General features: G+C 34.5%; 13 protein-coding genes and 1 tRNA gene. 9 read left to right on the top strand and 5 right to left on the bottom strand.

Annotated features, from left to right (window positions below; genetic code table 11):
* Positions 1–76: 76 nt before the first annotated feature.
* The 3 genes from OLM58_RS09215 to OLM58_RS09225 form a co-directional block, all read right to left on the bottom strand.
* Positions 77–304 carry a DUF6814 family protein gene (locus OLM58_RS09215; protein ID WP_264532054.1) on the bottom strand — a complete coding sequence of 76 codons (228 nt, stop codon included), beginning with the start codon at positions 302–304 and terminating at the stop codon, positions 77–79.
* A 10-nt stretch (positions 305–314) separates the two neighbouring features.
* The gene (locus OLM58_RS09220) at positions 315–1811 is read right to left on the bottom strand and encodes an MFS transporter (protein WP_264532055.1); all 1497 of its coding nucleotides are present in this window, start codon (positions 1809–1811) and stop codon (positions 315–317) included.
* A gap of 555 nt (positions 1812–2366) precedes the next feature.
* Positions 2367–2442, bottom strand: a tRNA-Phe gene (locus tag OLM58_RS09225).
* Between the two features lie 104 nt (positions 2443–2546).
* Here OLM58_RS09225 and OLM58_RS09230 point away from each other — a divergent pair.
* The 9 genes from OLM58_RS09230 to OLM58_RS09270 all read left to right on the top strand — a co-directional run bounded on the left by OLM58_RS09230 (position 2547) and on the right by OLM58_RS09270 (position 11531).
* The gene (locus tag OLM58_RS09230; RefSeq protein WP_264532056.1) at positions 2547–3281 is read left to right on the top strand and encodes a type III pantothenate kinase; all 735 of its coding nucleotides are present in this window, start codon (positions 2547–2549) and stop codon (positions 3279–3281) included.
* Positions 3274–4506: a hypothetical protein gene (locus OLM58_RS09235; RefSeq protein WP_264532057.1), complete on the top strand. Its 1233-nt coding sequence runs from the start codon at positions 3274–3276 to the stop codon at positions 4504–4506. The genes OLM58_RS09230 and OLM58_RS09235 overlap by 8 nt, the downstream gene beginning before the upstream one ends.
* Before the next feature lie 52 nt (positions 4507–4558).
* Positions 4559–5110 carry an LPS export ABC transporter periplasmic protein LptC gene (gene lptC / locus OLM58_RS09240; protein WP_264532058.1) on the top strand — a complete coding sequence of 184 codons (552 nt, stop codon included), beginning with the start codon at positions 4559–4561 and terminating at the stop codon, positions 5108–5110.
* Between the two features lie 11 nt (positions 5111–5121).
* Complete coding sequence (locus tag OLM58_RS09245) at positions 5122–5316, top strand: hypothetical protein (protein WP_017494781.1); 195 nt, start codon at positions 5122–5124, stop codon at positions 5314–5316.
* A gap of 3 nt (positions 5317–5319) precedes the next feature.
* The gene (locus tag OLM58_RS09250) at positions 5320–6579 is read left to right on the top strand and encodes a hemolysin family protein (protein ID WP_264532059.1); all 1260 of its coding nucleotides are present in this window, start codon (positions 5320–5322) and stop codon (positions 6577–6579) included.
* A 108-nt stretch (positions 6580–6687) separates the two neighbouring features.
* Entirely contained in the window at positions 6688–8787 is a 2100-nt protein-coding gene (locus OLM58_RS09255) for a peptidylprolyl isomerase (protein WP_264532060.1), read from the top strand.
* Between the two features lie 127 nt (positions 8788–8914).
* Positions 8915–10114: a hypothetical protein gene (locus tag OLM58_RS09260; RefSeq protein ID WP_264532061.1), complete on the top strand. Its 1200-nt coding sequence runs from the start codon at positions 8915–8917 to the stop codon at positions 10112–10114.
* 11 nt (positions 10115–10125) lie between these two features.
* Positions 10126–10701, top strand: a complete 576-nt coding sequence (locus tag OLM58_RS09265; RefSeq protein ID WP_264532062.1) for a hypothetical protein — start codon at positions 10126–10128, stop codon at positions 10699–10701.
* A 482-nt stretch (positions 10702–11183) separates the two neighbouring features.
* Entirely contained in the window at positions 11184–11531 is a 348-nt protein-coding gene (locus OLM58_RS09270; protein WP_264532063.1) for a hypothetical protein, read from the top strand.
* 44 nt (positions 11532–11575) lie between these two features.
* Here the strand turns inward: OLM58_RS09270 and OLM58_RS09275 are convergent, their stop codons facing one another.
* Positions 11576–12490, bottom strand: coding sequence for a GYDIA family GHMP kinase (locus tag OLM58_RS09275; protein ID WP_264532064.1), 915 nt, complete (start codon positions 12488–12490; stop codon positions 11576–11578).
* Positions 12491–12591: 101 nt separating this feature from the next.
* Positions 12592–13908, bottom strand: coding sequence for a hydroxymethylglutaryl-CoA reductase, degradative (locus tag OLM58_RS09280; RefSeq protein WP_264532065.1), 1317 nt, complete (start codon positions 13906–13908; stop codon positions 12592–12594).
* Between the last annotated feature and the right edge of the window lie 44 nt (positions 13909–13952).

Raw genomic sequence — 13952 nt, forward strand, 5'->3', positions numbered from 1 at the left:
ATACCTTAGGGTAAAAGATTTTTGGTTTTGTTAGTGGTGAAAAGGACTGTCTGTTTTTAGACAGTCCTTTCGTTTTTTATTGTCTTTTAGTATTGTATTCTCCTGCCACAGCAAAATAGCCAAAAGTGCCTAACCCCAAAACGATTAATGGAGTGAGAATGAAAAGAATAATGATTCCGAATACAAGATCGTCTTGTTTGTCTGAAAGCAGTTTAGGTAAGCCAAATTCGAAAATGCAAAAATAAGTCGCTGCAATTGCCAGTATAATCCACAGAACACCTAAAGCTTGTTTGATTGAATTCATAAATAGTATATTAAAGGTGATTTGTTTTGTTTTTATTATCGATGTAAATCATTCCAATTACAAAACATACTGAGGCTATAATAATTGGATACCAAAGCCCGTCAAGATAAAAATCATCTTTTCCGGCAGCTTTAGCATGAGTTACAAAATAAGTTGAAATTGCCGGGAGTAGTCCGCCAAAAATCCCGTTCCCTACATGATAAGGAAGTGACATCGAAGTATATCTGATTTTAGTTGGAAACAGTTCCACTAAAAATGCTGCAATAGGGCCGTAAACCATGGTAACAAATAAAACCTGAATGAAAACTAAGAAAATCAAAGTCCATTCATCATTAGAATTGATATTTATAACAACACTGCTTTGAGATTCTTTTTTATCGGCAAAGTTTGTTTTCTTTTCTGTATACGTAGTTCCGTCAGTATAGGTTTTTGAAATAGTGGTAATGGTTTGATTTTCTTTAAAAACAGCTGTATTTGTAGTTGTTTTCTCGGTTATTTCAGTCTTGTGTTTTAGATCGGTTGTGTTGTACATCTTTTTGTAAATAGGTCTGTAAAACAAAATAGCAAGCAGCATTCCTCCCATCATAATATGTTTTCGTCCGATTTTATCACTCAGCCATCCAAAAAAAATAAAGAATGGTGTTCCGAACAACAATGCGATTCCCAGTAATTCATCTACTTGTGACGAATTAATATTCATCACTGTTTTCATAAAACTCATAGCATAAAACTGTCCGGTGTACCAAACCACACCTTGCCCCATAGTGGCGCCGAATAATGCGAGTAAAACAAATTTCAGGTTATATCGATTCCCGAAACTTTCTTTTAAAGGATTGGAGCTTGTTGTTCCTTCTTTTTTCGCTTTGGCAAATACAGGAGATTCATCCATATTTTTACGAATCAAATACGAAATTCCAATCATCACAATAGAAACCCAAAACGGAACACGCCATCCCCAGGAATCGAAATCCTCGGGCGAAAGAATATTTTTTGTGGCTAATATGACCATCAAAGAAATAAATAAACCAACTGTTGCGGTAGTTTGAATCCACGAAGTCCAATAACCCTTTTGCTCCGCAGGAGCGTGTTCTGCAACATAAGTAGCCGCCCCGCCATATTCGCCCCCAAGAGCGAGACCCTGAAGTAAGCGAAGAATTAAGACCAATAAAGGAGCTAAAAAACCAATTGTTTCGTAACTCGGAATACAGCCAATTAAAAAAGTAGAGCCTCCCATTAATAAGAGGGTAGCCATAAAAGTATATTTGCGGCCAATGATATCACCAAGTCTTCCGAAGAACAATGCTCCAAAAGGCCGCACTACAAATCCGGCAGCAAAAGTGGCTAAAGTCGACAAGAATGCAGCAGCAGGATTATCACTGGGAAAGAATTTAGTTGAAATGACGACTGCTAAACTTCCGAAAATATAAAAATCATACCATTCAATCATGGTTCCCATCGATGATGCCGAAATTACTTTCCAGATGCTCTTTGTAGAGGTCTTGCTCATAAGCTGACTTTGTGTACTTGATGGTGAATAAAAGTATAAAGTGTTATTTCGCGAATATATAAGATATTTTTTTATTTATTTAATGATTTTTTAACAAAAAGATAATATTTGATAATTATTGTTTTTTGGGCAGAATAGTTATGAATCAAGAACAAAATTTGAGAAGAAAAGGGCTGAAAGCCCGAAAAGCAACAGCATTGTTCGCAGTACTATGAACTAGATTAAGGCACAGAATTGCCCTGAAAGGGCAAAAGCAAACTTATACATTATAATTTTCAATAAAGAACAAATCGCTCTTTTATAAAATATAACTGAAAATGGTATAAATCCAACTTTTTGCGCGTAAGCTTCTGCCCTTTCAGAGCAACCGCTTACTGTATTAGCTCTTGGAATTCAAAACTTGGAACTTGAAACCGTACTGTGCATGAAGGATTATACAAGGAACGCAAAGTCTGATCGGAAAGAAAAAAGTTTGTGTTAGAATGTTTATTCTTTTTGGTTTAATTACGAAGGAAAGATAGTAAAAACAAAAAACCCACTCGGTTGAGTGGGTTTTGGTGGTACCTCCAGGGATCGAACCAGGGACACATGGATTTTCAGTCCATTGCTCTACCATCTGAGCTAAGGTACCGTGCTGTGCGCATTGCGGGTGCAAAGATAGAATCATTTTTCGTTTATCCAAAACATTTTTTTAAAAAAATCAATTCGTATCTTCGCCTAGCTAAAAAAACAAACATGATTTTAACGGTTGATGTTGGAAATACCCGAATTAAAGCTGCTGTATTTGAGGATGGTACTGTTCTTGAAGTTTTTATTTTTGAGAAAAATGAACTCGAAAAAAAAATTAAAAAAATTTTAGAAAAATTTCAGAAATGCTCCGATTTGGTTGTTGCATCGGTTGGAAATATCGAAAAACAATCTTTTTTGAATTTCGAAAAGGATTTAAAAGTTCATTTTTTAACCCATGAGGATGTTTTTCCCTTCACCAATAAATATGCAACTCCAAAAACATTAGGGATAGACCGAATGGTTTTGGCGGCCGGAGCAACTTTGAAGTTCCCCGGACAAAACCGATTGGTAATTGATGCCGGAACTTGCATAACCTACGATTTCATCGACGAAAATGATAATTATTTAGGAGGAGCCATATCTCCGGGACTGAGATTGCGTTACGAATCTTTGCACAATTTTACAGCCAGACTGCCGTTACTCACTTTAGAGTCTCCGGATTCTTATATTGGAGATTCCACAAAACAGGCGATTCACTCCGGAGTGGTCAATGGATTCGTCTATGAGATTGATGGTTTTATCGATGAATATCGGGCAAACTTTTCAAATTTTATAATAATTTTAACGGGAGGTGATGCAGATTTTTTGGCTAAACGATTAAAAAATACCATATTTGCCAATTCAAATTTCCTTTTGGAGAGTTTGAACCAAACATTTCAATATAAAATCAACAATGATTAAAAAAATTATAGTAAGCGCTTGTTTGCTTATCTCGTTCGTTTCATTCGCTCAGCAGGGTACCGCATCGCCTTATTCTTTCTACGGAATTGGAGATACAAGATTTAAAGGGACCCTTGAAAACAGATCGATGTCAGGAGTTGCGGTGGAGCAGGATAGTATTCACCTGAATATTGAAAATCCTGCAAGTTATGCGAGTTTAAAGTTTACAACTTTTACAGTTGGGGGATCTTTTGGTACAACTAATCTGAAAACAGGCGAAAAATCGGAAAAGGCACAAAGAGCAACTTTTGATTATTTGGCATTGGGAATTCCAATGGGAAAATTTGGTGCAGCGTTTGGTTTGGTTCCGTTAAGTTCTGTCGGATATAAAATTCAAAATGACCTTACAGATACAGAAGGGGCTACAAGTACGCAGCTTCAGGGGAAAGGTGGAGTTAATAAAGTGTTTTTTGGTTTAGGATATAAGATTAAAAAGAACTGGAATATCGGAGTTGATGCACAATATAATTTCGGAAAAATTACAACTACTAGTTTAGCGCTTAGAACAAATGTTGAAAACGCAACCAGAGAAACAAATGCTTCTGAATTATCGGGTATTAATTTTAATATTGGTACAATGTATCAAACAAAAATTGATAAAAAACTAAGTTTGTTTACCAGTTTGAATTATACTTTTGCCAGTAACTTAAATTCAACCAGTACAAGAGTTATCCAGGTAGATGGTGATTCGGATCCAATTTTAACTCCTGAGCAAACAAATAAACTAAAGTTGCCAAATAAAATAACCTTTGGTGCGGGTATCGGTGAAGCCAGAAAATGGCTGGTGGGTACTACCATTTCTTTTCAGGGCGAGGGAGAGCTTGCTAATTTTTACAATACAAGAGATAATGTACGTTACGAAAAATATCAAAAATATGCGATAGGAGGGTACTATATTCCTAATTATGGATCGTTTACAAGCTATTTTAGCCGAATGACATATAGAGCCGGGTTAAAATACGAGAAAATGGGTTTGGTGGTAAATAATCAGGAAGTCAATGATTTAGGAATGACGTTGGGTATGGGGATTCCACTTAATAACGGATCTTTTTCAAATGTTAATATAGGACTTGAGTTCGGAAAAAGAGGAACAACGTCAGCAGGTTTAGTTCAGGAAAACTATTTCAATTTTAGTATGAGCTTCTCATTTAATGATAAATGGTTCGTGAAAAGTAAATTCAATTAAACATAAACTTTTATGTTTTTTTAAGCTCATTACAATTTACTACATTTGACAAATGAATTTATCAAAAAGATATACAATAGCGGCTGTCACAGTTTTTACTGTGACACTGTTTTTTGGGTGCGAAAGTAATTTTAAAGAAGTTCAGAAAATTAACTTCTCAGAGTTTGTTCCCGGAAGTGATGCAGATACCGTTGATATTAGATATACAGATTCCGGGCGTATAACCGGGGTTTTGAAAAGTCCTAAAATGCTGGATTATTCTAATTTGGATTTTCCGTTTACTGAATTCCCAAAAGGAATTGATGTTACCTTATACGATAAAAACCAAAAGCGTACCTTTATAAGATCAAATTATGCAGTGTCTTATAAACCAACCGGCATAATTGACCTGCAGGGAAAAGTTAGAATCACTTCTGAAGAAGGGCAAATGCTGGAAACAGAACAGCTGTACTTCGATCAGAATAATGAATGGTTTTATACCGAAAGGAAATTTAAGCTTACAGATGCAAAAGGAAGCTCAAATGGTCAAGGGATAGATTTTAGTAAGGATTTTAAAGTGATTAATTCGCAGCGTGTGAGCGGCGAGATCGAATCAGACGAATAAAAAAAGAGATTATGGGTTACATAAAATATACACAATACGTTTACATCATATTTGCGATTTACTTTATTTACGATGGTTTTACAAAGATAAACGATGGAAATGATACTGCCGCTTTAAGTTTTTTAATTGCAGGTATGGCAGTATTTATGTTCTTCTTCAGGAGAAAATTTGTTAAGAAATTTGATGACCGTAATAAAAAGCAGTAAACAATGGAAATAGGGATTATAATATTATGTTTAATATTGTCAGCCTTTTTTTCAGGAATGGAAATTGCTTTTATTTCTTCCAATAAGATTTATCTTGAAATTGAAAAAAAACAGGATAATTTTGCCTCACGAATTTTAACAAAACTTACCGGAAATCCCTCAAAGTTTATTGCCGCAATGCTTATTGGTAATAACCTGGCTTTGGTTGTCTATGCCTTTTACATGGGAGATTTGATTCTGAAATGGATCATCAATTCAGGAGGGCATTTTTCAAATTTAGCAAGTTTGCTGATTCAGACTGCTATTTCGACTTTTGTGGTTTTGGTAACTGCTGAGTTTTTTCCAAAAGTTTTTTTTCAGATTTACGCCAATTCATTAATCAAGATTTTTGCGATTCCGGCCTATTTGTTTTATCGTTTGTTCTATTATTTTTCTACTTTTTTCATTTGGATTTCAGATTTTATTCTGCGTAAATTTTTTAAAACAGAAGGAGATCAGGTACAGTTGTATTTTAGCAAAGTTGAATTGGGAAATTATATTGCAGAACAAATGAATGCTGTTGAAGATGATGAAGAAGTAGATTCTGAAATTCAGATTTTTCAGAATGCACTGGAATTTTCAGGTGTAAAAGCTCGTGATATTATGACTCCGCGTACCGAAATTGTCGATATTGATTTGTTTGACAGCGTTACGGATCTTAAAGAGGTATTTGTAGAGACCGGCTATTCAAAAATTATAGTGAGTCAAAACTCACTTGATGATATTGTGGGGTATGTGCATTCGTTTGATTTGTTTAAAAAACCAAAAACGATAAAATCGGTTTTGATGACGGTTGAATTTGTTCCTGAAACTATTTTGATAAAAGATGTATTAAATCTGTTGATCAAAAAACGAAAAAATGTGGCCGTAGTTTTGGATGAATACGGAGGAACTTCCGGAATTATTACCATAGAAGACATCGTTGAAGAGCTTTTTGGTGAGATCGAAGACGAGCATGATTTAGATGAAGAATTGATGGAGCAGGAATTGGGAGAAGGTAAGTATTTGTTCTCGACCCGATTAGATGTAGAATATCTCAATGAAACCTATAAATTAGCGATTCCTGAGGAGGATTCTTACGGGACTTTAGGTGGTTTTATTGTCAATTCGACCAAAGAAATTCCTCAAAAAGGAGAAGAAATACGAATTGGAAACTATCATTTTGTGATTGAAGAAGCCACAAATAAGAAAATAGAATTGGTTAAATTGACAATAAAAGAGTGATTTTTTAAATTAATAAAAAAAATTGTGTAAAATAAAACGCTAGTTGTATTGTTATTAACTAGATAATTGTATTTTCGCAAACTGAATATAAAATTAACGATAATAAAAATGGCAGTTTTAGCAAAAATTAGACAGCGTTCCGCTTTATTGATAGGAGTTATTGCACTTGCATTATTTGCATTTATAATACAAGATCTATTCACAAGAGGAACCTTTGGTCAAAGTTCAAAAGATGTGGGAAGCATCGATGGAAAAGATATTTCATTTGAAGACTTTAGAGTTAAAGTTAGTAATGTTGAAAAAAGTGGTCAAGGAATTACTTCCACTGAAGCTGCAAACAGAGTTTGGGACCAAGAGGTTTCAATCGCATTATTATCAACACAGTTTGATAAATTAGGATTGAGAGTTGGTGAAAAACACTTACTTGAAGTTTTAAAGGCAGACCCGAATATTGGTAAAAACCCAATGTTCTTAAATGCTGCTGGTATTTTTGATGTAGCTAAATTTAAAGAATACTTTAAAACGAATCCTGAAGCAGCACAATTTATCTCTCAAAAAGAAAAAGATGCTGAGCTAAACGCTAAATTTCAAATCTACAATACATTAGTAAAATCTGGACTTTACACTACTGTAAGCGAAGGAAAACTAAAATATGAAATGGAAGCTAACAAAGTAAACTTTGCTTACGCTGCTGCTTTGTATTCTTCAATTAAAGATAGTGAAGTGAAAATTTCTGATTCAGAGATTGTAGAATATATGAAGAAAAACGAGAAGAAATTCAAAGCGGACGCAACTCGTGAAATTCAATACGTTTTAGTAGAAGATAAGGCTTCAAAACAAGACGAAGCTGAAATTAAAGCTAAAATTACTGCATTATTAAACGGAAGAGTAGAGTACAATGCTAAAACGGGTAAAAACGATACTTTGCCAGGATTTAAAAATGCTACTAACATTGCTGAATTTGTAAACTCAAATTCTGATGTTCCTTACGATTCAACGTATGTACCTAAAAATGCTTTGCCGGCTGTTGATGCTGATAAATTATTCAGTTTGCCTGCAGGAGCAATTTACGGACCGTATGTTTACGGAAGATACTATGCAATTTCTAAATCTTTAGGATTTAAAGCAGGAGTTAATGCAAAAGCAAGTCATATTTTAATTGGATACGAAGGTTCTCAAACTCCAAATACAAAAGAGAAAAGAACTAAAGAAGAAGCTAAAGCTAAAGCAGAAGAAATTCTGGCTCAGGTTCAGGCAAATCCTGATAGTTTCATGATGTTGGCTTTCACAAGTTCAGATGATTCTTCTGCACAACAAGGAGGAGATTTAGGATATTTTGGTCCAAACCAAATGGTGAAACCATTCAATGATTTTGTATTCAGTAACGGAATTGGAAAAGTTGGTTTAGTTGAAACTCCTTTTGGATTTCATATTATCAAAATTACCGACAAACAAGACGGAATTCGTTTAGCTACTATCGCTCAAAAAATTGAGCCTTCCGAAGCTACTTCTGATAAAGTATTTACATTGGCAACTAAATTTGAAATGGACGCTGCTGATAAAGATTTTAATGCTACAGCAAAAGAATTAGGTTTAAAAGTGGCTGCTCCGATAACTGCAAAAGCTATGGACGAAGCATTTGGTCCATTAGGAAATCAACGTAACATCATCAGATGGGCATTTGATAAAGAAACTAATACTGGAGATGTAAAACGTTTTGAATTGGCTAATATCGGTCACGTAATTGCACAATACAAAAGCGAAAACAAATCAGGTTTAGTATCTGTAACTTTGGCAAGACCTTATGTGGAGTCAATTTTGAAGAACAAGAAAAAAGCGGAGATCTTAAAAGCAAAAATGAAAGGTTCGTCACTTGAAGCTATTGCTAAAAGTGCTGGTGTAGCAGTTCAACAAGCGGCTAACGTAACTATGGATAGCCCGGTATTACCTGGAGGTGTAGGACAAGAGCCAAAAGTAGTAGGTAATGCATTTGCATTAGCTGCAAACAAAATCTCTGCTCCAATTGAAGGTAATACAGGTGTATATGTAGTGAAAAACATCAGTACAGTAAAAGCTCCTGCAGCTGCTAATCACGCAGAATACGTTGCTAAAGTAAAAGCACAAAGCGCATCTGATACAAGTAGAATTTTACCAGCATTGAAAGCTAACGCAAAAATTGAAGATAACAGATTGCAATTTAACTACTAGTTTTTAGTTAGTTAAAAGCTCATAAAAAAAACCTGCTCGTTAGTTCGAGCAGGTTTTTTTTATGAAATAAAACTGGCGCTCTAAATCAGTTGTAGTATTTTTCTTATATTTATAAAAATATATTTGTATGAAAAATACTAAAAAATTAGCAATCCTCTTAATGGTTTTAGGAGTTGCAGTATTGGCAGGTCGTTGTGCTTTAGAAGAAGCAGGAGGTAAACAAATAATAGAACAATCTATTGATGTTAATGAAGCGAAGGTTTGGTTTGAACAGTATCAATCAAAGGCAAAAATTGATTCGTCGTTTAAAAATCAGATTTATGATTGGAATAGTGCAACCACAGAAAAGTTTGAAAATGGGTCTGAGGCGATTGTGGTTGTTGTTAAAGATAGAAATCTTAGTAACGCGTATAAAGGACAAAAACTATTGTATTTGTATCCATCAGAGGATAAAAAGGAATTTTCGGCTACATTATATGAAATAATACCGTCATCGGAATCTTTAGAAAAAATAAAAATTTCAGCGGATTTAGTTAACTTTAATGGATATATCATTGCCTGGGATTTAGAAAGCGGATTTATAAACGGAGCAAAATTTGAAAATTCCAATACGACAGCAGGACTAACAGGACTTAGAGTAATCTCTCCGGAGGAGGCAGAGCGTCTGAATAAATCGACGGCTAAATCAGATCCTTTTGAGTTAGATGAAGTGATTATTCGCAGGGAAAAATCCGAAAATAAACAGGAATATGGAGGAGGTGGAAGCGCTGGAGGCTCTTATGGAGGCAGTTTAAACTCAGGATCGAAGGGAAATAGTCCGAAAGGGTATGTGAAATCTCCGGGAGGTGGAGGAAGTAGTAGTTCTACAGGATCGACGGTAACTAAAGTTATTCCGCCCAGCTGTGAGAGTTTTAATTTTACGTCGAAAAAAGGGGCTAATTGGCAAGAAGCTGTGGTTAAAAATGTTCAATTTAAAATTGTTTTATTAACTCCACCGAATAAAGTTCAAATAACCCACGTTATTAATTATCCTCAATCAATAAGTTTTGGCATGCCAATAAACTATAATAAAGGGAATGGAGATGTGACTTCAGGTGTAGCTGCAACCGTTTCTGCGAAAGTTCTTCAATTGGTTATGGATGATGTAGTAAAAAAGTATGGAAGGACCGAAGCTTCAGAAGTAACAGTAAGCATGTATTTTCGTCAGAAATTAATAGATGAGTATCGTGAATATACTAATGGAGGTATTGTAAATTTTAATTCAACATCAAATATTAAAGCTACAGAATATAAAACGAGTCTATTTGGGACCGGAAATTGCGATTAAATTATTTAGATATGATAAGAGAAGTTTTAAAAGAAATAGCATATTTATATTACCCTAAAAATATATGCCCCTGGACTCAAAAGGAATTGTATTTAGAAACTATGGAGTATGAAAGATTGAAAACATTAATTGAATATTTTGATTCTGAGGACAATAAGAAACTACGAAATAGTATTAGAGTCGAGTTTGATAAAGATTTAATTTTAAGGGGTTTTGAAGATTTTTCCAGGCTGGATTGGGAAGATCGATGTTATACCTTTTTTTTGAATATTGTTGAAGGAGGTGAATTGTGCTCCATTACTTTACATTTAAGTATCTTGGTTCCTTATTATATGATTGAGACGATAATTCATAAGAACCAAATGATAATTTCGAAATCTAGGATCGAAGAATTGGAGAAAGAAAATTTAGATCCGAGAAAAATGAAAGATTTGGTTTTGGACATTAAATCAATTGTTGAAACCAAACTACTGTATCAAGAATTTCCAGAAATATTAATTCATAGTGTTATTGAAGATATTAGTTTTCAGGATATATACTTAGGTCATTTTAAAATGTATAATGCTTTTTTTAATAATCGTCGATGAAAAGAATAACTAGAAACTATTTGATTTTTTTAGCATTGTGTAATGTGTTATTCATCTGTTCATATTTTTCTCAGCGTTTCTATACAATTTGTCTTTACGATTCCTATTATCTTATAAGTTATTTTTATTTTGTTATTCTTTTTTTACTCATTGGTACGATTTTTTATTTTTTTAGAGTATTCCAATTAAGAAAAAGAAGAAGTCGAAAATAGAAATATAAAAACCGAAACGTTCTAAGAGAATGTTTGGGTTTTTAGATTTTTTGTGAGGAATTTTGGTTAAAAGTTTGTGGTATTAAGAATATTACAGTTAATTTGTTGAAATTATATTCCAAAATTCAAACAAAACCCACTTAGGACTGATGAATAAATACTTTAGTAATCTAGCATTCCACTTTTATGTTTAAGCTGTTGAAAAGAAAGCCCAGAGTCTATTCTAAGATTGAAAATCATATTTTCGGAATAATAACAGAGCTTTTAAAATTGAGCAGCACTGAAATCAATGGGGATGAATTAGGAGGGAAGTATTACTTGAGTAACGAAGAACAGCATTTTAAAGTAACCATATTAGGCAACGATTATGTAATCAGGCTTACCAATACCCGGGATTCTGTTGCCGAAAAATACGATAAAGCTTTTGTGGAGGATGTTTTGAAAGCTGTAAAAGAAGAAAAACACCGCCGAATGGAAGAAGTCTATGATTCTATAACCAATAATATAGAAAAAATGGCGGAGCGACTGCACAACACACTTAGAGAATCTAATGAGCAGGAAAATCAAAAAGTCAGAAAACTGGAAACCAAAGATCGCGAAAGTAAAAAAGTAAATTAAAATCTCCTTTCTTTTGGTTTTAGATCGGTTAAAATCTGATGACTTTATTTTTGCAGAATCATTTCTTCGTAACTCAGGATGGTTTCGTATCCTTTTGAAGCAAAATAAGATCTGGGATCTTCTTTGGAGATCACCATCACAAAATCTCCGCCCCAGGCGCCAAGACTTTTTACAACTCCATTGAAATCGGGAAAAGCGGCTTCTTTGATGGTTTGCATTTCGAGAATATCACTCAAATGAACCTCATGTTTTTCAGCAGCAAGAGCAAATTCTTTCGCTGTTTTAGCGTTGATAAGAGCAGAGGTAATTTTGTTGTTTTCGGCTATATTTTGCGCTAAATTCTGATTTTTATTGTTGTAATAGGCTTTTATGGCTGCTTTACTATTCTGTTTTTTGTTGAGATAGACAAAATGAATGTTTGTTATAAAATCGGGGCTAAAAGAGATCGGTTTTACAGTATTATTTTCAATTTGATAAACAATTGGTGTGTTATTTTGTGCACAGGCGATGTCATAACCACTGCCTCCAAAACTGTTTTTTAATAAAGTAAAGGCATTGACTTTCGTCCATTGCGCAACATTGTTCAATAAAGTTGACGAAGTGCCTAATCCCCAGTTTTTAGGAAATGTAAGATGTGTGCTGATCTTATAACCATCAGTATCTTTTAGGAAATCCGGGTTCAGAAGGTAAGCTTCATGAAGAATTTGAATCAAAGTCGTTTTTACAGTCTCGATTTCTGACTTTGGATTGTCAATGATCTCTGAAAAAGGAATTGAATCCTCAAACCATAGCTGTCCGTCAAAATCATAGCTTTTCCAGTTGATTTCCTGATTTGTGCCATTTTCAACCATCAGATTCTGACCAAATTTGGTAGGTAAGGCAAAAGCATCAGCTCCGTCTAAAACAAGGTATTCTCCGGAAATAAGCAATTTTCCGTTACTGTAAAAGGTTGTTTTCATTCTTCAATTATAAATTAAATTCCAATCCCCAAACGTCGGTATAAATTCCAAATTCCAAGGTTAATTGGAATTTGGAATTTGAAGTTTGGAATTTAAAAATTTTACTTTTTTCTTAGATTTTCAATAAATTCCACAACGGCGCTATGCGAAACAGCATTTTTCTTAAAGTGAGTTTTAATTAAATGACGTTCTTCTTCGGTTGCTTCAAATTGATTGATAATATTGTTCAGGTGCATTTTCATGTGTCCTTCCTGGATTCCGGTAGTAGTTAAGGAGCGTAAGGCGGCAAAGTTTTGTGCGAGACCGGCAACTGCAACGATTTCCATTAATTCTTTTGCAGAAGGTTTTTCTAGAATATCAAAACATAGTTTTACCAGCGGATGCAAAGAAGTCAATCCGCCTACAGTTCCCAGTGCTAAAGGAATTTCAAGCCAGAAGGTGAAAATTCCGTCTTCAATTTTAGCATGAGATAAACTTGAATATTGACCGTTTTTAGAAGCATAAGCGTGAACTCCGGCTTCGACTGCTCTGAAATCATTTCCGGTGGCCAGAATTACAGCGTCAATACCATTCATAATTCCTTTGTTGTGAGTTACAGCTCTGAAAGGTTCAACTTCGGCAATCTGAACGGCCTGAACAAAACGTTCGGCAAATTCCTGCGGATTCGGAATGTGTTTTTCTGTTAAATCTTCGATAGGGCATGAAACTTCGGCTCTGACAATGCAATTTGGCACATAATTAGACAAAATACTCATGATTACTTTTAGAGTCTCACTTTCCGAAAACAAATCAGAATTATGAAATTCATCTTTTAAGGTAGTCGCAAATTGCTCCAGACACGAATTGATAAAATTCGCTCCCATGCTGTCTTTGGTTTCAAAAGTAGCGTGAAGCTGAAAATAATTTTCCAAAAGACTTCTTTTGTCTTTTAGTTTTATGTCTAAAATTCCGCCACCGCGCTGTTGCATGTTTTTAGTAATGCTTTGCGTGTCGGTGAAGAATTTAGTTTTAATCTGATTGAAAAAAGACTGCAGTTTTTCAGCATCTCCGTTGAAGGTAAAATGTACCTGACCGATTTTTTCGGTTGCAATAACGGTTGCTTTAAAACCACCTCTTGTCGACCAGTATTTTGCTGCTTTTGATGCTGCTGCTACTACCGAACTTTCCTCAATTGCCATTGGAATTGTTTTGTATTTTCCGTTGATTAAGAAGTTAGGTGCCACTCCAAGAGGAATGTAAAGATTGGTAATCGTATTTTCGATGAATTCGTCGTGCAATTGCTGCAGCTTTTCGTCTGAATTCCAGTAATTTCTTATAATAGAAAGGGCTTCTTCAGGGCTTGTAAAATAGGTATTGGCAATCCAGTTTATTTTTTCTTTTTTGGATAATTTCGAAAATCCGGCAACAGCGTTGTTCATTCTCAGTATTTTAAATAATAAAGTTGCAACAAAGATACTATTTT

This window comes from Flavobacterium sp. N502540 (assembly GCF_025947365.1).
Lineage (GTDB): Bacteria > Bacteroidota > Bacteroidia > Flavobacteriales > Flavobacteriaceae > Flavobacterium.

Coding starts and splice junctions, on each gene's coding strand:
- lptC (WP_264532058.1), top strand. CDS start 4,559: ATGAATTTATCAAAAAGATATACAATAGCGGCTGTCACAGTTTTTACT.
- OLM58_RS09275 (WP_264532064.1), bottom strand. CDS start 12,490: ATGAAAACAACCTTTTACAGTAACGGAAAATTGCTTATTTCCGGAGAA.
- OLM58_RS09255 (WP_264532060.1), top strand. CDS start 6,688: ATGGCAGTTTTAGCAAAAATTAGACAGCGTTCCGCTTTATTGATAGGA.
- OLM58_RS09230 (WP_264532056.1), top strand. CDS start 2,547: ATGATTTTAACGGTTGATGTTGGAAATACCCGAATTAAAGCTGCTGTA.
- OLM58_RS09220 (WP_264532055.1), bottom strand. CDS start 1,811: ATGAGCAAGACCTCTACAAAGAGCATCTGGAAAGTAATTTCGGCATCA.
- OLM58_RS09265 (WP_264532062.1), top strand. CDS start 10,126: ATGATAAGAGAAGTTTTAAAAGAAATAGCATATTTATATTACCCTAAA.
- OLM58_RS09245 (WP_017494781.1), top strand. CDS start 5,122: ATGGGTTACATAAAATATACACAATACGTTTACATCATATTTGCGATT.
- OLM58_RS09235 (WP_264532057.1), top strand. CDS start 3,274: ATGATTAAAAAAATTATAGTAAGCGCTTGTTTGCTTATCTCGTTCGTT.
- OLM58_RS09215 (WP_264532054.1), bottom strand. CDS start 304: ATGAATTCAATCAAACAAGCTTTAGGTGTTCTGTGGATTATACTGGCA.
- OLM58_RS09250 (WP_264532059.1), top strand. CDS start 5,320: ATGGAAATAGGGATTATAATATTATGTTTAATATTGTCAGCCTTTTTT.
- OLM58_RS09280 (WP_264532065.1), bottom strand. CDS start 13,908: ATGAACAACGCTGTTGCCGGATTTTCGAAATTATCCAAAAAAGAAAAA.
- OLM58_RS09260 (WP_264532061.1), top strand. CDS start 8,915: ATGAAAAATACTAAAAAATTAGCAATCCTCTTAATGGTTTTAGGAGTT.